The organism is Moraxella sp. FZFQ2102, assembly GCF_024137865.1.
GTDB lineage: Bacteria > Pseudomonadota > Gammaproteobacteria > Pseudomonadales > Moraxellaceae > Moraxella.
The window spans coordinates 1672847-1692162 of the sequence record NZ_CP099960.1 but is presented as its reverse complement, the minus strand read 5'-3'; the positions used below and the strand labels follow the sequence as shown (position 1 = coordinate 1692162).

Annotated in this window: 19 protein-coding genes; 2 read left to right on the top strand and 17 right to left on the bottom strand. The window is 46.0% G+C overall.

What is annotated here, in order from left to right:
• Window positions 1-24 precede the first annotated feature (24 nt).
• The 8 genes from miaB to NGM44_RS07920 form a co-directional block, all read right to left on the bottom strand.
• A complete protein-coding gene (gene miaB / locus NGM44_RS07955) occupies window positions 25-1494 on the bottom strand; it encodes a tRNA (N6-isopentenyl adenosine(37)-C2)-methylthiotransferase MiaB (RefSeq protein ID WP_253223160.1) in 1470 nt (489 codons plus the stop codon).
• Between the two features lie 125 nt (window positions 1495-1619).
• Window positions 1620-2258, bottom strand: a complete 639-nt coding sequence (locus tag NGM44_RS07950) for a HEPN domain-containing protein (protein ID WP_253223159.1) — start codon at window positions 2256-2258, stop codon at window positions 1620-1622.
• 197 nt (window positions 2259-2455) lie between these two features.
• The gene (locus tag NGM44_RS07945; protein ID WP_253223158.1) at window positions 2456-2740 is read right to left on the bottom strand and encodes a YkgJ family cysteine cluster protein; all 285 of its coding nucleotides are present in this window, start codon (window positions 2738-2740) and stop codon (window positions 2456-2458) included.
• On the bottom strand, window positions 2709-3104 hold the full coding sequence (locus tag NGM44_RS07940; RefSeq protein ID WP_078318085.1) for a hypothetical protein: 396 nt from the start codon (window positions 3102-3104) through the stop codon (window positions 2709-2711). Before NGM44_RS07940 ends, NGM44_RS07945 begins: the two co-directional genes overlap by 32 nt.
• 69 nt (window positions 3105-3173) lie before the next feature.
• A complete protein-coding gene (locus NGM44_RS07935) occupies window positions 3174-3890 on the bottom strand; it encodes a hypothetical protein (protein ID WP_253223157.1) in 717 nt (238 codons plus the stop codon).
• Between the two features lie 63 nt (window positions 3891-3953).
• The gene (locus NGM44_RS07930) at window positions 3954-4607 is read right to left on the bottom strand and encodes an IS1595-like element ISEc69 family transposase (protein ID WP_253222824.1); all 654 of its coding nucleotides are present in this window, start codon (window positions 4605-4607) and stop codon (window positions 3954-3956) included.
• 26 nt (window positions 4608-4633) lie between these two features.
• Complete coding sequence (locus tag NGM44_RS07925; RefSeq protein ID WP_253223156.1) at window positions 4634-4855, bottom strand: hypothetical protein; 222 nt, start codon at window positions 4853-4855, stop codon at window positions 4634-4636.
• A gap of 526 nt (window positions 4856-5381) precedes the next feature.
• Entirely contained in the window at window positions 5382-6275 is an 894-nt protein-coding gene (locus NGM44_RS07920; protein ID WP_253223155.1) for a YafY family protein, read from the bottom strand.
• Between the two features lie 173 nt (window positions 6276-6448).
• On the opposite strand from NGM44_RS07920, the gene NGM44_RS07915 reads away from it, so the two are divergent.
• Both NGM44_RS07915 and NGM44_RS07910 read left to right on the top strand, forming a co-directional pair.
• Window positions 6449-6700 (top strand): RodZ family helix-turn-helix domain-containing protein, encoded by a 252-nt coding sequence (locus NGM44_RS07915; protein WP_253223154.1) that lies wholly within the window; start codon window positions 6449-6451, stop codon window positions 6698-6700.
• 266 nt (window positions 6701-6966) lie between these two features.
• The gene (locus NGM44_RS07910) at window positions 6967-8988 is read left to right on the top strand and encodes a lytic transglycosylase domain-containing protein (protein WP_253223153.1); all 2022 of its coding nucleotides are present in this window, start codon (window positions 6967-6969) and stop codon (window positions 8986-8988) included.
• 155 nt (window positions 8989-9143) lie between these two features.
• Here NGM44_RS07910 and NGM44_RS07905 read toward each other — a convergent pair whose 3' ends face one another.
• The 9 genes from NGM44_RS07905 to pyrE form a co-directional block, all read right to left on the bottom strand.
• Window positions 9144-10040, bottom strand: a complete 897-nt coding sequence (locus NGM44_RS07905) for a PHP domain-containing protein (RefSeq protein ID WP_253223152.1) — start codon at window positions 10038-10040, stop codon at window positions 9144-9146.
• A gap of 72 nt (window positions 10041-10112) precedes the next feature.
• A complete protein-coding gene (gene ftsZ, locus NGM44_RS07900; protein WP_253224658.1) occupies window positions 10113-11246 on the bottom strand; it encodes a cell division protein FtsZ in 1134 nt (377 codons plus the stop codon).
• Between the two features lie 191 nt (window positions 11247-11437).
• Window positions 11438-12733, bottom strand: coding sequence for a cell division protein FtsA (ftsA, locus tag NGM44_RS07895; RefSeq protein WP_253223151.1), 1296 nt, complete (start codon window positions 12731-12733; stop codon window positions 11438-11440).
• Window positions 12734-12818: 85 nt separating this feature from the next.
• On the bottom strand, window positions 12819-13541 hold the full coding sequence (locus NGM44_RS07890) for a cell division protein FtsQ/DivIB (protein ID WP_253223150.1): 723 nt from the start codon (window positions 13539-13541) through the stop codon (window positions 12819-12821).
• 257 nt (window positions 13542-13798) lie between these two features.
• Window positions 13799-14710, bottom strand: a complete 912-nt coding sequence (locus NGM44_RS07885) for a D-alanine--D-alanine ligase (RefSeq protein WP_253223149.1) — start codon at window positions 14708-14710, stop codon at window positions 13799-13801.
• 38 nt (window positions 14711-14748) lie between these two features.
• Window positions 14749-16182 carry a UDP-N-acetylmuramate--L-alanine ligase gene (gene murC / locus NGM44_RS07880; protein WP_371923477.1) on the bottom strand — a complete coding sequence of 478 codons (1434 nt, stop codon included), beginning with the start codon at window positions 16180-16182 and terminating at the stop codon, window positions 14749-14751.
• 74 nt (window positions 16183-16256) lie between these two features.
• Window positions 16257-17351, bottom strand: a complete 1095-nt coding sequence (gene murG, locus NGM44_RS07875; protein ID WP_253223148.1) for an undecaprenyldiphospho-muramoylpentapeptide beta-N-acetylglucosaminyltransferase — start codon at window positions 17349-17351, stop codon at window positions 16257-16259.
• 125 nt (window positions 17352-17476) lie between these two features.
• Entirely contained in the window at window positions 17477-18439 is a 963-nt protein-coding gene (gshB, locus tag NGM44_RS07870) for a glutathione synthase (RefSeq protein ID WP_253223147.1), read from the bottom strand.
• Between the two features lie 52 nt (window positions 18440-18491).
• On the bottom strand, window positions 18492-19145 hold the full coding sequence (pyrE, locus tag NGM44_RS07865) for an orotate phosphoribosyltransferase (protein WP_253223146.1): 654 nt from the start codon (window positions 19143-19145) through the stop codon (window positions 18492-18494).
• Window positions 19146-19316: the final 171 nt, after the last annotated feature.

The following is a 19316-nucleotide window of genomic DNA, read 5'->3' as shown; positions in this document are numbered from 1 at the left end:
TATTTGTGTCTTACTCGCTCACGCTCAGCCAATAACTTCGACCAGCTCACCTTCCACCAAGTGCATACTTTTGGCAGCGGTGATTTTGACCATGACAAATTGACCAAGTAATGACTCATCGCCGGCAAATACCACCGAACGGGTATTGTCCGCCGAACCGTGCAGATAGCCTTCGTAGCGATTGGCAGGCTCTTCGACCAGCACACGCACCACTTGACCGACCATCGCACGGGTTTTGGCAAAGGTGGATTCTTTGATGACTTCTTGGAACTCAGCTAAGCGCGCCTTTTTGGTCTCAAAGCTAACATCATCAGGCAGCTCAGACGCTGGCGTACCTGGGCGTTTTGAATAAATAAAGCTGTACGAGTGGTCAAAATCCAAGTCCTTGGCAAGCTGTAGCGTGTCATTAAAATCACGATCAGTCTCACCAGGGAAACCGATGATAAAATCACTCGATAAGTGCAAATCAGGACGAATTGCCTTAAGTTTATTGATCTGATTGATATACACATCAATCGTGTGGTTGCGTTTCATCGCAGCTAGGATATTATTTGAGCCACTTTGAACAGGTAGGTGCAGGTGCGACACCAGCTTATCGATACTCTTATACGCATCGATAATGTCATCAGTGAATTCTAGCGGATGGCTTGTGGTGTAGCGAATACGCTCGATGCCATCAATATGCGCAACATAGTGGAGTAACTCGCTAAAGCGACAAATCGTGCCGTCATCTTTTTCACCACGATAGCCATTGACATTTTGACCAAGCAAATTAATCTCACGCACGCCCTGCTCTGCCAATGACGCAATCTCAGCCAGCACATCATCCAGCGGACGAGACAGCTCTTCGCCACGAGTATAAGGCACAACACAGAATGAGCAGTATTTTGAACAGCCTTCCATGATGGAGACGAACGCCTTGTAGCCTTCGACCTTTGGCTCAGGCAAGAAATCAAATTTTTCGATACTAGGGAAGGACACATCGACAACACCGATCCGGTTTTTTGGCAACTCATTATGCTGCTTGGTGGATTGCTCGTACAGCTCAGGCAAGCGGTGCAAGGTCTGTGGCCCAAAGACCATATCCACATACGGCGCGCGTTTTTGGATATTGTCGCCTTCTTGGGATGCCACACAGCCACCGACACCGATGACAAGATTTGGGTTTTTTTCTTTGAGTTTACGCCATCTACCAAGTTCGCTAAAGACTTTTTCTTGTGCCTTTTCACGGATGGAGCAGGTGTTCATCAGCAGTACATCAGCTTCGTTGATGTCATTGGTGACGACCATACCATGCGATTGACCCAATACATCGCCCATTTTCTCAGAATCGTATTCATTCATCTGACAGCCTTGGGTGACGATATAGACTTTTTTGGTCTTTTTGTCGCTGATGTCGGCGACATTTTGTACAGGCAAATCGTGAATGCGATTGTGGATACTATTAGCGGTGGTGCTTTGGTGGGCTTTTGGGTCAAACGTGGCGACTTTCATGACGGGGTTTTCCAAAATGACAAAATAAACGGGTTATTTTAGCATAATTGGTGTGGGTTGTGGTAGGGTAATTGTAGTCCTACCACAATCACAATACCGTCCTGCCAATTTTTTCAGCCAAATAATTAATCCACCACAGGATAAAACGGTTTGCCCCATTCTTGATCTGCGTTCATCATCACAATCTCAATCATCGCTGGCAAAATATCACCAAGAATACGGCACGCATCCTTAAGCTGAGCTCGGTTTACCGAACTGCCATGTGTCGCCCCACCATGTACGATTTGGTTGCGTAGTGTATACAGATGTGCAAAGACCGCATTTAAGATAGCAACGGTGTTTTTATCCGCCAAGGCAGTAAGTGCCCTTTGCTTATTTTGCTCAAAACTCGCCTGCCAATCTGCTTCGCTGATCACGCCATTATGATAATCCCAAAACGGTTGAAAAGTATAGCGATTATCGAGTAAAATACGGATACTGCCCGAATAAGTCTGCCAAACCAAATCATACAGCCGCTGCTCACTATCTAGCTGACTAATACGGTGTAAAAATTCAGTAAATAAGCCCTTATCCGCACCACGCACACCTGAGAAATCTTTGGCATAGATGGCATTAAACGCAATCCATAAGAAGATAAATCGTGTATCCAAATCTGTCGTCTGATCCGCCTGTTCAAGCCAGCTTAAGGCACGATGCACACGCAGACGCACGGCATCTGGCATGGTGGGTTTTAGGGCTTGGTAGCGGTGGTGGAGTGGATGCATAAGTATCCCAATTCATGATTTACGAAATATTTGTCGCAACCGATCAAAAACCGATCTCGGCGAATACGGTATCATATTAGCACCACATTGCGGGCATTGTCTATCCCCCGGCGTGCGAACATCGGATGAATGCCTACGAAAAACTCGATATCGGCAAACGGTGCAGATCAAGAATTGGTTTGATGGCACAGCCATAGCTATTCCTTTTGCAACCGATCGCAAATACTAAGATTAAGCCGAACAAAATCATCCCAATCCATTTTGTCTGACAAATACATTTTATAATAATCCTCCACTCGGCACACAAGCGGTCTATCATGATAAATCGTACAAAGATTCGTATCAATATCAAAATGACGACAAATGCCATCGCCACGATCCAAGTATGCAGTTGTACTACTTAGATTGACACGGCGACAGCATTTACCGCAGGACGTGCATGGGAATGCCTTAAAATTCAATATGTTTACAGTCTGAATCATTAGCTTGCATCATGATTTCTTTAACACCTTGTAATGGTGATGACTTTATTTGATTAATAATACCTGTCATTACCAGATTAGCCAGTTGCATATCACCTGTCTCAATAGCAGTATCCAATCTTGTAAAAAACTCATCAAAGTTTTTGCTTCTCTCCTGAAATACAACTTCAATATATTTTTGAAAATTCTCTTTCTGAACTTGAAGTTTGTTTAACTCTATATCTCTATGAGCTCGAATAGCCTCTCTTTTTGTCTGCTCCTGCTCTGTGACTGTTTTACATCTTTCGATTGCCCCTGTTACCATTTCAATAGACTTTAGTATATCAGCAGGCGACCCTGAAGGCATCTGTGGTTTTTTACTCATAACTTTTCCTTAGAAGTCAAGCACCCATTCTTAATTTAAGATGCGTGCTTATTTCTTGCCAGTCTTTAATTAGATATGTTGCGTTGCTTCTAGCAAGCCTGAGCATTTTACGCTAATACCTAATTCAGCTTCACCATCATTCGTAACGAGTGGGGTGTGCAACGCCTCTTTTAATGCCTTGCCAATCATTAACATTTGCTCGAATTTAACTTCATTTGAGTTATCGTAAACTTTTACATTATCAAAGCGTTCAGCCAGCTTGCCAAGTGTATCACTCATCTCTTGTGCGTTCAATTGAATGGCTTCCAATACTGCCATCGCTTGCTCAATTTTAACTATTTCAATATCAACTTTGGCAGCGTACGCTTCAGCCTCCGTAAGTGCCTCCGATGCTTTACTTTCCATAAATACACCTGCTACCAAAATGGCAGGGGCGGCAACGATACTGCCCAATACGACAGCGCCACCTGCCATACCAAAAGCAGCCGCGCCCGAACCCACGGCACCTCCACCCAACCAAGCAAGTGTTGCATTTGTGGCAGCTGCTCCAGCCAAACTACTAATGGCTGTACCTGTGCTTGCTGCCGCAAACATACCAACTGAGCCGTATGCACCAAATGCCGCCAATGCACCAGCAGCCAACCCTGTCCCAGCTCCCGTTGTCAATTCAAGAGCATCCAATTCTTTTAAATCATGCTGCAACTGTTTTAAATCTTCAGCTGTTAAGGTATTTTCAAAACCCGAAATTTGAGAACTTGATGATTTATTATAAACGCGGCTTAGCACTTCTACAATATGAGCAATCTGGTTATGAAAAATATCAATCTTGGGGCTGTACTAGATAAATCCCTAAACCCCACACCATTTTCTTAACAATCTTAATTGATTGGATGGTGTGCCATAGTTAAATCTAAACTCGCATTCTTTGATAAATAAATGAAAATGCTTTTTGTCAATACCGTTATATTTTCTTAGAATGCGTTTGGATTGCGACCAAAAGTTTTCAATGCCGTTAATATGATTATGATTGTTTGCAAATTCTTTGGAATGATTAATTCTAAAGTGTTTAAAATCACTCACATCTAAAGCATTATAACTTCGATAGCTATCTGTATAAACCACGCTATCAGGTTTGATTTTACTGGCAATAATAGGCATTAATGTCTTAGCTTTGGTATCTTTAACACAGGCAGTATAAACCTTACCATTGCGTTTTAAAAGACCAAATACGGCAACTTTGCCAGCAGCACCCCGTCCACGCTTGCCTTTACGAATGCCACCGAAATAGCTTTCATCCAATTCTACTTCACCGTCAAATAATTCACAAGCTTCAAGGTTTAAGCGATATTCAATCACCAAGCGAATTTTATGATAAAACAAAGCAGCTGAATTATGATGTATCTCTAACAAATCAGCAGCTGATCTTGCGGTGACTTCAAGCACAAAAAATTCAAGCAGTTTAACTTGAACTTTTTTACTTAATTTACAACGGGTTATCTTCATAAAACTAGTATAGCATTGTTGCTAATCTAGTACAGCCCCTCAATCTTTATTTGACCAAGATTTTCAAACTCAGATTGCACAGATTCGGCCAACGCCGAAAATCCACTCTTTGCTCTGTCATGTCTGCGCGTTGCTCTATCTGAAATATCTTTAGCTTTCTCCCATTGTTCTTTTGCTGACAAGCCAGCAGCAACGCCCACCGCACCTGCAGCAATAGCTACAGCACCAATGATAAATGGTATTGGCATAACACCCTCCTTTTAATTAAAAAAATTTAGGCGAGAAAATTAGAAACCTGCTGACAGACCTCGCCCAGAGTCCATCTTTGGATTCATTTATCAATCTTTGGATAAATATATCGGCTTATATTTGCTATAAGCTCATCACAAATGCACCGAGGTGTACCAACCCCGGATTACAATAAAAAACCTTTACATTACTCTATAACACAAGCGCAAACATTTGCCTTGATATGAGTTCCTGTTTTTACCAACCAAGATATTGATTTTTTGCATAAATATGCTTATCACTTACCTCACCTTAGTACACTGCAATGTTTTTAACATTTGATATTTTATACCCCCTGCAATCATCGCACAGACCCTTGGTTTTTATACCATTTATTGTTCGAGAGAATAAATCAAATAATGGGGAGGTCATAGAGCCAAAGACTTCCTCTACATAGATCTTTCCACATTTTTCACACTTAAACTTTTTAAAACTGCTTAATGGCTTCATAACCATATTAATCTCCTGATTTTGAGTAAATTAACTTTATTTTTTCTGAAATGAAATATAGTGCTTCAGCTCTTCTTCTAACACATTTTGCCACCCTTCAGGGCTAACAATCTTGATATGCGGTATCCAGTACCGCACAAGTGGCAGGATTTGCTTGGCACTCACCACATGGCTTGACAGCAGCAGTCCACCATCATCGAGCTCTTTGATCAGTTGTTGCTCAGGCAGTAGTTGTCTTTGAACGAAGTGCGACGCCACATCGGCACTGACTTTGAGCACCACTTCCACCTTTTCCTGACCGTACCAGATGCTCTCATCTTGGTTGATGCGATCAACGATAGCCTTATCCATGGCAAAGCTTGGCATATCATCAAAGCAAAACTCACTGATGCGACTCATACGATATGCCTTGAGCTCACCATCCTGCACACCTGCCAAATACCAGCAGCCGCGATGATGAATGATCTTATAAGGCGCAACCAGGCGGGATTTATCTTTATAAATGAACGCCACCATCCGACAGGATTTGATGGCGGATTTGAGCTGACTCATCATCGGCTCAAATTGCTTCGCATCTTCAAAGGTGTAACCCTTAACCGAATACACTTGGCTCGCACGATGATCCAAAATCTCTCGCAAAAATGCCGTATCAAGATTGGGATACAGTCCTGAGATGCCTGAGATTTGGGCAAAGGTGCGTATATCCTTGTAACTAAGCTGTCCTAGATAACTTGGCTCAAGCTTATAACCTTGGGTGGTTTTTTGGAGTGGTAAAAATCCTAGACGATCTTCGATATCTCGAAGCATGGTACGGCGACTGACTTGGTATTTTTCGGTCAAGTCAGCGATATTGAGCGTCTCACCACCATTAAGCATGGTGATCATGTCGGATAGCCGATACGCCAGTTTTTCGTGTGGAGAATCACTCATACGAGAAAATTCCTTGTGATTTCATTAAATTGACTGGCAGACCCAGTATCACCCTTATCATAGCACAGCAGACAGCGCCTGACCGACCGATATAGGACTTGGCGATAATCGGCATTATTCAGGCGAATTGTACTCAATTTGAGTAATTCGGTCAAGATGTAGTAAATAGACATATGACCAAAAGTATCTACAGCCCCGAAATGATCGCCGTCCGCAGCTGGCTGCGTAGCGAACGCCTACGCCTAGGCCTCACCATGCGTGAGCTTGCCCAAAAGCTTGATCGACCCCACTCATTCGTCCAACGCATCGAAGAAGGTGATCGCAGACTCGATGTTGTTGAATTTGTGTGGTATTGCCAAGCCTTGGGGCTAAACCCACAAGACGGTATTGACTTGATTCATCAAGTACAATCACTGTCTGAATAGGTAGTTTAGCAAAGCAATTTGACAGGTGGTGTCACATCATAATAAATAAATAAATAAATAAATAAATAAATAAATAAATAAATAAATAGCGTGTCAAGTATTTGCCGATCCACTCACATCAACAAACCACTTTGCAAATTTTTCCAGATAAATCAGTAAGTATTGAAAGCTCCCTGATTAAAAATTACAACTTTTATACATCCAAGCAACCTTGATTTGATACCCTAGTCAAACCTTTATCCATCATTTTGACTTTTAGATGAGTTATGAAAAATTTTAAGATTACCAGACTTCACTGCGCAACTCTATTATGTGCCATCGGCGCGATCACCCAAGTCGCTTGCGCACAGGGCAATGCCAATGACGGCAGTATTTATCAGTTTTTAGACGCTGACCGCCAAAAATCCAGCACCAGCGCCATGTATGATTATGAACAAAGTATGCGCGGCACTTTATTTGGTATGTATCCGACCTACTGGCGACTGAACGCCGATCTATCCAACCAAAGCCCTGACACCGTCAATGGCTTTGTGCGCCAATATCCAAGCAATGTCATCAGCGAAAAGCTTGCCGCCGACTATGCTGAGACCAAAGCGCGTCAAGGCGATTATGTCTCAGTGCGTGCTGTCGCTGATAGCATCGAAAATCCTGACCAGTCTGAAGCTTGCGCCATCGCCCTAGGCTTCAACCAAAGCAGCGATCCGACACGCGCCCTACTCCAAAAACCCAATGTCTGGCTCAACACCCAAATCAAACAATCACTGTGTGATAAGCTTGCCACCGAAATGAGCAGCAACCCACGCATCACCGACACCGACAAGCACGAACAACTGGTGCGTATGCTGCGTATCGACAGCCGCCAATTATCAAGCCGTCAGCCACCACTGGATAAAACAGGCGACATCATGGCGCTTGTTAATCAGCTGAACCTACCAATCAGTTATCAGACAATTAATGAGATTCGCAGTAATCCCAATGCATTTTTGACAAGATTCCAACAAGAACCTTATAGCGATGCTAATCAATATCTGTACATCTACGCCATCAGTCAGCTTGCGCTTAAGTCACATTGGGAAGCTGCCACACAGCTAAACTACGATATCAACCAAGACAATCAGCGCGCACAGCCACTAATCTCTGAGATGGCGCGCCGTTATGCATGGCGCAGCATCGCGGTCAAACGCATGAATGTCAATACCGATGAAGGGTTCAATGCCGAAGCAGTGACTTATTTTCGTAATAGCCTAGGCGAGCCGTTTAACTTTGAAGAAGCAGAAGACTACGCACAGGCGGCGATTTATTTTAGCCAATGGCAAGATGTCATCAACGCCATCGGCACAATGAGTGCGGTCAATCAGCAAGAGCGCGTGTGGCAATATTGGCTAGCACGCGCCTATGAACAAACGGGCAAATCTGCTGATGCCAAGCGCATTTATGGCAATTTATCAAGCGGCATTGATTATTATGGCTTACTTGCCAAAGACCGTTTGGGCAAAAAACTCACCCTATCTGACATCGGCGGTAATGTACTACCAACCGTCACACCAAAAGACGCCGAACGCGTGATGAATAACGATTACTTTGCACGCGCGTACCTACTGATGCAAAATAACGCGAGCCTTGAGCATATCAACCGCGAATGGAACTGGGCAGTGCGTAAGGCGCGCGAATCAGGCGATACGGCACTGATTTTAGCGGCAGCGGCCAAGGCGCATAACTTAGGCTACTATCATCGCAGCATCCAAGCCATCGAGACCACGGATAATCTGCGTAACGCCGCCCTATCGCATCCTATGCCGTATTATGACAGCACCATCCGCCACAGTCGCACTGTCGGTATCGATCCTGCATGGGCGTACGGCATCATGCGCCAAGAAAGTCGCTTTCAGCCATCGGCACAGTCAGGTGCAGGTGCGGGTGGTCTCATGCAGATCATCCCTGGTACAGCCAACCAAATCGCTCGTGGCATGGGCGAAAGCGCAGGCAGCATGAGCGATCCTGATACCAATATCCGCTATGGTACTTGGTTCTTGAACGACCTTGCCAATAAAGCAGGCGGTCAAATCGCTGTCGCCACCGCTGGCTATAACGCAGGACCTGGTGCAGCGCGCAAATGGCTGCCAAAGCATGGCAGTATCAGCGCCGATCAATATGTCGAAGCCATTCCATACGCTGAGACACGCACCTATGTCAAGCATGTGATGGAAAACGCCACCATCTACAGCGTGCTACTTGGTCAATCCACACCAATCACTCAGCGCATGGGTACGGTACATCCGCAGTATTGATCAGTGAAATTGACTGGTTAAATCCAAAGAAAAATCGCCACGGTTTGATGCTGTGGCGATTTTTTTAAACTTATTAACTGGTTAAATGGTTAAATGTCTTATTGGTCAAGTTGGTAAAATAATCATAACTTGGTAAAGTCAAAACCGCTTTTAAACTACTCACGAAATCTTGACCAAACACCCACCTGTCCACTGCGCAAGCTACTGGTCGCCCCAAGCTTGCGCCACGGCATATTACTACCGTGAAAATCACTACCCACCGAGACCAAAAGATCATGCTTGGCAATGGCGCGTGATACCATATCAATTGTGCTGAGTGGCTCGTTATTTGGCAGCTCGCAAGCATCGCCACCAAGCAGCGCAAAATCACTGATCAGCCTTTGGGTGCGTGTCGATGATAGCTTATAGCGCGTCGGATGTGCCAACACCGCAAGTCCGCCGCAGTCATGGATCAGCTTGATGGTATCTGCCATACTGATGGTCTCGATCGCGACATAGGCAGGCTTATTATCTGCCAAATATTTATCAAATGCCGCTTGCACGCTCGGCACAAAGCCAAGCTCATACAGCACCTGACCGATGTGCGCACGCCCAACTGCTCGCGCATTACCCCCTGCCTTTTCTAGCACCGCTTGCCACAGCTTGTCTTGTAATGCCGATGTATCAGTATCGTCATGGCTCAGTAGTGCAGCAAGCTTTGCCACCATCTGTGCACCACGCGTATGGCGACTGTCTTGCAGTACTTGTAATGCCGTGTGCATTTTATCGGTATCATCAAAGTCCAGTGCCACGACATGGATCACCTTATCAATTTCGCGATGAATGCCATAGCCACCGCTTAGACTGTGCGCACAACTGATCTCAACACCATGAATCAAGCGCACACCCAATGCATCAGCCGCCGCGCGCGCTTCATCTAGCCCTGCAACAGTGTCATGATCGGTCAATGCAAAGACATCAATGCCTGCTGTCTTGACCTTATGCAAAAGTTCAGTGGGCGTATTCGTACCATCAGAACAAGTACTGTGCGCATGTAAATCGTATTTTTGCATAGCTGCATTTATCCCATCAAAAAAAAAACAAAGCCCCACCTTGTTGGTAGAGCCCTGTTTTTCTTTGAAAAATCAGTTGTTTTTCAATTGCTGTTGTTGCTGTAGGTAGCTACCGACGCTGATTGGCTTTGGTGCACCCGGACGCGCTTGTTCTGGCGCGGCAGCTTGTTGTGCCAATGCGCTGGTATGGCTGGCAAGCTGCTGTGCTTGCTGAGCTTGTGCTGCAGGCTGCGCCGCTGCTGGGCGCGCATTGACAGTCAAGCCAGTCGCCACCACAGTCACATGGATTTCATCTTCCATCTCTGGATCGTCCACATAACCATAGAAGACATGCGCATCGTCCGCCATCATCTCTTCACCTTTGGCAACGATCGCCATCACTTCATCCATACTGACACCATTACCGATGATGTTGATGATCAAGCCCTGTGCATTGCGCAGGTTTAGATCGTCAAGTAGTGGAGAGCGGATGGCTTTTTCCATCGCTTCGGCAGCACGATCGTTACCGCTAGCACGACCAATACCCATCATCGCATGACCCTTAGCAGTCATCGCTGTCTTAACATCGTTAAAGTCGATGTTAATCAAACCTGGGTTGATGATGGTTTCTGTCAAACCGTTTACCGCGTATAGCAAGACATCGTCTGCTTTTTTGAATGCGTCACGCATTGATAGATTACGGAAAGCTTGAGTCAGCTTGTCATTAGGGATGGTAATGATCGAATCAACATATTGAGACAAAGCATCAATACCACTCTTTGCTGCTGCTGCACGGCGCTTACCTTCAAAAGTAAATGGCGTGGTCACGACAGCGACGGTCAAGATGCCCATTTCTTTGGCAATACGCGCAACCACTGGTGCTGCACCTGTACCTGTACCACCGCCCATACCTGCGGTGATGAATACCATGTTGTAACCTTGTAGCATTGAGCGGATTTCATCTTCATTGCTCTCAGCAGAACTGCGACCCACTTCAGGATCAGCACCCGCGCCCAAGCCGCCAGTCAATTCTGCACCGATTTGGATTTTGTTTGGTGCTGATAATGCATTCAATGCCTGTAAATCAGTGTTGGCACACACAAAGGTGATGCCTTTGACATTTTGATTAACCATGTGCTCAACGGCATTACCACCGCCACCGCCAACACCGAATACGATGATGCGTGCTTGACCATTGCCCAAGTCTGGCTGAAACTCATCTGCCATTCCAAATTTCATAAGCTACTCCGATATTTGATAAATCCGATTATAAAAACAAAGTTTTGCGCCACTTTGACCATCTTGCCCATTGTCACCAGCCTTGGTGTACAATATTTATACAAGCTAATCAATCAATAACCGCCTGACATATTCTCATACGACAATTATCGCATTTGATAGACAATTTGGCAATTTAATTAAGAAAATTTTTTTAACACCGCAAGCCATCGCTTACAAGTCTTCAGCCAAGACTCCCAAATCGGCGGTGCATCATCAACCACCAAATCAATTTGCTGATCGCGCGCGAACTGATCACTACCGCTGAACATCAACAAACCAATCGCTGAATGCATGGTATTATCCGCCAAGTGCTTCTTAATCAACTGAATAATATCATCGCTCAGATGATTTGGGTCAAAGGCAATATTGGTCGGTGCAGTAACACGACGCGCAAGCACACCAAACTGTGCGCGCAAAAATCCAGTCAAGCCATCCATCTGCGTCGCGCCGCCTGCCAGTACCACGCCCGCATCGATCAGATGGAACAATCCTGCCTTGGTCACACGGTCGAACACTTCGCTAAAGATCGCATAATAGCGCGCTTCGATGACTTGGTTTAACTCACGGCGCAGCATGGTTTTTTCGTGCTTACTGCCTTTTTTATAAATCACATGAGAACCAGGGCTGTGGCGTTCGCTATTGAGCGTGCCTTCTTGACGCTTGAAGCTGTCAGCATCACCAAGTGCGACACCACATTCTTTGGCAATGTCCAAATCCACCGACTGACCACCGACCGCGATACAGTCACTGAACACCAATAGACCTTCGTGATATACGCACACCTTAGTCATGGTCGCGCCGATGTCGATATAGCACACGCCTTGGCGCTTTTCGTTCTCGGTTAAGGTATAATGCGTACCCGCCACACCATCAAATACCGTGATCGCATCTTCGATGTCATTACCAATCAATAGATCCATGATCTGCTGCTGTGCGGTCGTCGGCACGCTCATCACATGGCTAAATACTCGGATGTGCTTTGAGCGCAGACCGATCGGATCAAGTACCTGCTCATCATTTTCAAGGCAGACCATCTGCTGACAGCTTTGGAGCATGGCTCGATCTTGTTCATGAAGCGCTTGCTTGACTTCAGCTTGGGCGCGGTACAGATCTTGGGCGTGGATAATGCCTTCGCTGTGCTCGATGGTGATTTGGCGCATATCATTTTCTGCCACCATCAGCGGCGTGGCATATGATACAATCGGCGTATAAATCTTTGTGCCTGACATATCCATCGCTTCTTGTAGCGACTTATGCACCGCTTGGCGCAGATGCTCTCGATGGACGATTTGACCTTGGCTAAAGGCATCCGTATGCGCAAGCCCCACCGCCATGATCTTTGGGCGATTGCCATCACTGGTATGCTCGATTTGACCAATCACGGTGCATACAGCAGATGAGCTGATGTGTATGACCGCTTGCAAGTTTGACATAGTTATTCGTTTCTCAAATATAATCGCACAAAATGTTTAAAAATTCACACAAATTGGCATCACTCTTATCAACCAATCGCTGCACTTAACCGCGATGACGATAAGCAACGCTAAAGCCGTTCTTGTAACGCAGATCCACCGATGCGATTTTACCAATCTCATCTTTTAAATTCGTCGCAAGCTGCACAGATAAGTTGTAGATTTTTTGTTCGGCATTATCATGATCGACCACGACACGCATCCCATTATCAAAAACCACGACCCAAGTCTGACGCGGCGTCAAAATCAAATCCACCGCGTGCAGTCCAAGCGGCGCAAACCACAGATTGATACGGCGCATTTTTTTGATCACATCAGGCGCTTCGCTCGGACGGCTGTACAGATTGGCAAGATCTTTATTCATCACCGCCTTAGGATCGGCAGGGGTGAACACCACGCCATTGCCATCGAGCATCTGCTCACTGCCGAAGTTCGCTACTGCGATGCGCGGCTTGGCACTGACCATGATGCCTTGATTCCAGTCGCGATAGACGCTTGCGCTATCGATCCAAGACAGCTGACTGACCGCTTGGTGAATACTGGATAAATTCGCACCAAAAAATCGCACCGCACCCAACTGATCGACTTGCGCCTGTAGTGACGCCACTTCAGATGCGCTCAAGCCTTCAGGATTGACACGGATATAATTCGGCTTGGCGGTGGTTGCCAAATAGATCAATGCCGCAACCACCGCTGCAGTACAAAATACAGCGAAAACTTGCCATTGCCAAGCTTTGATTTGTGCTGTTTTTGTAGGAAAATCGATCATGAAATTTAAGCTTAACTACATTATAGTTGCTGCGAATGGCGCGCCACAGTCAGGCAACAAAATTCTTAGGGAAAATTAGCATATGATACCCAATTTTGCTTATAAGTAAAAGCGATAAAGGCAAAAAATTCATCAAATAAATCTAGATTTTACATCAAGTTACATTTTAATTGCCCATTTTGCACAAAAAAACCCATCATCGCTGCACAATGATGGGTTTTATTAATAATAATCTATAAACTGATTAAAATTTTAGATTATAAAGTCTGTGCCAAAATCTCAACGCACAAGCTTTCAAAATCAATACCGCGCGCTTTTGCTGCCATTGGCACAAGGCTGTGATCAGTCATACCTGGTACGGTGTTCAGCTCCAATAAATACAGCTTGCCATCATCACTTTTTAGGAAATCCACACGCGACCAGCCACGACCGCCGATGGCAGCAAAGGCACGCTTGGCAATGTCTTGCATCTCGCGCTCTTGCTCAGCGGTCAGATCTGATGGGCATTGATAAGTGGTGTCATTGCGCAGGTATTTGGCTTCATAGTCATAAAACTTACCTGTTGGAATGATGCGAATGCTTGGCAAAGCTTCATCACCCAATAGCGAGCACGCATACTCACCACCTGTGATCGCAGGTTCGGCCAAGATCGCGCCATGATACTGCTTGAGCGTCGGATAGACCTTAGCAAGACCGCCTGCTTCTTCGACCATCACCACGCCCACGCTTGAGCCTTCTGCAGCAGGCTTAACAAACAATGGTAAGCCGAATTCACGCTCCACCGCATCAAAATCACTGTCATCGTCTAGCACCACATATGGCACATTTGGTAGATTAAAACCTTGCCAGATCAAGCGGCAGCGAAACTTATCCATCGCAATGGCAGACGCCAACACGCCACAGCCCGTATAAGGAATATTAAAACCATCCAGCACGCCTTGTAGGCTACCATCTTCGCCAAAGGTGCCATGTAGCACATTGAACACACGGTCATATTCACGCAGCTTTGAGATGTCGGTTTCTTGTGGGTCAAAATGATGCGCATCCACACCCTTGGCAAGTAGTGCCGCTAGAACAGCCTTGCCACTATTGAGCGAGACTTCGCGCTCACTGCTAAAACCGCCACAAACGACCGCTACCTTGCCAAATTGTTTTACATCAATGCTCATGTTATGCTCTCAATTAATGAATTTTAAATTTATCAAAATTATAGATATAAATTATTATCGCGAAGCTCTAGGCAGATCTGACCGACATTACCCGCGCCTTGGGTGATCAATAAATCATTGGCTTTTAGCACGCGCTGCATGGTCGCAGACAACTCCGCCTTATCCACCAAAGTCGGCTCCACTTGACCGCGATGGCGAATACTGCGCGCCAATGCCTTAGAATCAGCACCAACGATCGGCTCTTCTCCTGCTGAATACACATCCAAGAGTAGTAGCTCATCGACACCTGACAGCACCGCGACAAAGTCATCAAAGCAATCGCGCGTACGGCTGTAGCGATGCGGCTGGAACATCATCACCAAGCGGCGATCTGGATAGCTTTGGCGCGCCGCCTTAATCGTCGCTGCTACTTCTGTTGGATGGTGTCCATAGTCATCAATCAATAGCACATCCCCATCATCGATCGCTACTTGTGCTTGTTTTTCAAAACGGCGGCCCACGCCAGCAAATTTCTCAAGCGCACGAATGATGGCAGCGTCATCCACCCCTTCATCGGTCGCCAAAGTGATGGCAGCCAAAGCATTATAAACATTATGCTCACCAGGGATATTCAAAGTCAAGGTAAGTGGCTCACGATCTTTACGCAGGACGGTAAAGTGCGTCTTTGTACCTTCGACTGACAAATCGACAGCGCGCACATCGTTATGCTCTTTTAGACCGAAAGTCAGCACAGGACGAGCAATGGCATCAATCATGCCAAACAGCACTTCATCATCACCACAAATCGCCGCCAAGCCATAAAATGGCATATTTTGTAAAAACTGAATATAGGCTTGCTTAAGTTTTTCAAAGCTGCCTTCATAAGTATCCATGTGGTCTTCGTCGATGTTGGTGACGATCGCCGCCATTGGACGCAATGATAAGAATGACGCATCCGACTCATCTGCTTCAGCCACCAAATAACGAGACTGACCAAGGGCAGCATTTTTGCCCGATGCATTCAGCTTACCACCAATCACATAAGTCGGATCAAGACCTGCTTCGGTCAGCATCATCGTCAGCATACTGGTGGTCGTGGTCTTGCCATGCGCGCCAGCGACCGCGATACTGTGGCGATAACGCATCAACTCACCCAGCATATCGGCACGGCGTACCACAGGCAGACGCGCCGCCAATGCCGCTTGAATCTCTGGATTGGTCTTGTCAATCGCCGATGACACCACGACCACATCCGCCTGCTCGATGTTACTGGCGTTATGTCCGATATAGACAATCACCCCAAGGCTCACCAAACGCTCAGTCACCACGCTTGCCTTAATGTCCGAACCCGTCACCTTATAGCCCTGATTGGCAAGCACTTCAGCGATACCACACATCCCTGCACCACCGATACCGACAAAGTGAATGGTCTCAATGCGGCGCATTTCTGGGATTTCAATCAGGCGTTTTGGTAAGGTTTTATTGGTGGACATGATGTTTCCTTGGGGTTTGACAATAAGTTTAATTACTTAATAAATATCATTTGATTATTAAAACTTTTTAACAATCAACGAACCGATTGTTCGATCAAATCAGCAATATTCTGCGCAATATCTGCTTTGGCTTGTGTACGCGCGATTTGTGCCATTTGCTTGCATTTATTGCGATCCAATCCATCTAAAGTCTGGGCTAATAGCTCACCGCTGAGTGTCGATTGCGGCATTAAGATTGCTGCGCCTGCATCGACCAATACCTTGGCATTGGCAGTTTGGTGATCATCGACCGCGTGTGGCAATGGCACAAAAATTGCCGCCACTCCTGCAGTCTGAATCTCGGTCACCGTCAGCGCACCTGCACGGCAGACGATGACATCCGCCCACGCATAAGCTGCCGCCATATCATCGATAAATGGCTTTAGTTCAACGATGTGTTTATTCGGGTCAATGTCAGCTTGTGAATACGCCACCAGCATCTGCTCGTGATTGTCCTTGCCGCATTGATGGCGTAGACTGATTGGGCGATTGATCTTATCAAGCATCTCAACGATGGCTTGGTTAATCGCCATCGCGCCCAGTGAACCACCCACCACCAAGACTTTCAGCGGTGACTCATCGCCATCGACATAGCGCACATCAGGTGATGCGATTTGGGCAATGGCATCGCGCACAGGGTTGCCCACAGTCAATAGCTTATTGGCAAATTCTGCCCCAAACGCACCATCGAACGCTTGCAGCACCTTATCAGCATGGCGCGCAAGGTTTTTATTACTCATACCGACGATGGCATTTTGTTCATGGATGATCAGCGGTTTTTTTGATAATTTTGCCGCAAGACCACCTGGTGCGGTGACATAGCCGCCAAAACCCACCGCGACATCGATGTTATATTCTTGAATGATTTTACGCGCTTGCATCACTGCTTTAAACAGCATAAATGGTAATTTCACCATGCGCGCCAAGCCCTTACCGCGCAGTCCTTGCATCTCTATGTGGTGCATCTGATAGCCATGCTTTGCCACCAGATCATTTTCCATGCCAGTTGGCGTGCCAAGCCAGTGAATCGTCGCACCACGGCGTGCCAGCTCATCGGCTACCGCCAAGGCAGGAAACACATGACCGCCTGTACCTGCCGCCATCATAAGGACATTAAGTTGTTTTGTCATAACCATTCCAGCTGTCTAACTGTCTAAAAAAGCATCTATTTTCAATGACTTCTTTGCCAAACTCAAGCACAATTTGTTTAGATTTTTGTCAATAAAAATTGTTGGCAAGTGTCATCGGGCAGCATTTACGCCGCTTTGGTCGCGATGTTATTTTCGATAAATTCAATAAAATCCACCGCAATCTGCGTGCCACATTGATCATCAATCTCACGCACGCAAGTTGGGCTTGTGACATTGATCTCGGTAATTAAGCCGCCAATAACATCCAAACCGACAAAATACAAGCCTTTTTCCAGTAAAATCGGTACAATCGTCTCAGCAAGCTGTCTTTCACGCTCAGATAACGGCATGGCAACACCACGACCGCCCGCCGCCAAATTCCCGCGCGTCTCACCCGTGCTTGGAATGCGCGCCAAGCAATAATCGACAGGCTTACCACCCACGATTAGCACGCGCTTATCGCCTTCTGTAATGGCAGGGATGAATTTTTGTGCCATGATTGGCGTTGTGCCAAGCTGTGTCAGCATCTCAAGTGTCGAGCCAATATTTGGGCTGTCTGCGGTCAAGCGAAAAATCCCCATGCCACCCATACCATCCAGCGGCTTGACAATCACATCGCCATGCGTCTTGATAAATTCGCGGATATGCGCTTGTTTATTGGTGACAATCGTCGGACTCATCAAGTCGCTGAACTGCGTGGCGAATAGCTTTTCGTTGCAGTCCTTGACCGACAAGGGATCGTTGACCACCCACACGCCTGCACGCTTGGCATAGTCCAATAAATGCAAAGCATACAAGAAATTCATGTCAAATGGCGGATCCTTACGCATCAAAATTACATCAAACTCGGTCACAGCCACCGTCGCCACATCGCCAAGCTCATAAAAATGATCAGGATCGCGAAATACCGACAATGGCTGCGCGTCAATTTTTAGCACACCTTGATCTAGCCATAGATCATCGATTTTACAATAGCTTAAGCCATGACCGCGCTCACTGATTGCCCACGCCATCGCAAGTGATGTGTCTTTTTTATAATTGATCTTGCTGATCTCATCCATAACAATCAAAAAGTTGAGTTTTTTCATAGCCTTACCTATTGTTTTTGTTGTTTTATTGACGCAATATTTGATGCGGTTATTATTCACAAATGCCGTACTGCGCGCGATATGCTTTCATCGCGGCAAGCTCTTGTTCGGTACCGTTTTTGGCGACATAATCGGTGATGTCATCCATCGTCACCAAGGCAAGCACAGGCACGCCAAGGGTATCGGCAAGCTCTTGGATGGCGGATTTATCGCCTTGCCCTTTTTCTTTGCGGTCAAGTGCAACGATGATACCTGCAACGCTTGCGCCTGCATTATCTAGGATACCTACCACTTCACGCATCGCTGTACCTGCGGTCATCACATCGTCAATCACCCATACTTTTTTGCCTGATAAATCTGCACCAACGAGCATACCGCCTTCACCATGATCTTTGGCTTCTTTGCGGTTATAGCCCCAATTAGCATTGATATTGTGCTGTGTCCACAGGGCTTGCGCAGTCGCTGCCACAAATGGGATACCTTTATACGCCGCACCAAAAATCACCAAATCATCACGATCAGCATTGGCAGCCAATGTATCGGCATAACCTGTGGCAAGCACGCTTAATAATTCACCAGTCGAAAGCAGCCCTGCATTGAAAAAATAGGGGCTGACACGGCCTGATTTTAGGGTGAATTCGCCAAATTTTAGCACGCCATTTTTTAACGCAACTTCGATGAATGCTTGTGGGTCGAACGATGACATCGCAATTCCTTAATAATTTTTAGCCAAACTTTGTCTATTGTACTCTGTCAGTGGTTTTTTTACAATTTACAATTTGCTTATTTTCCCTAAATTTTTGCCAACATTGCCCAAAAAATAAAAACCGCCATTCATCAAGCCAACACGGCTCAATCAATAACGGTTTTTATTTTT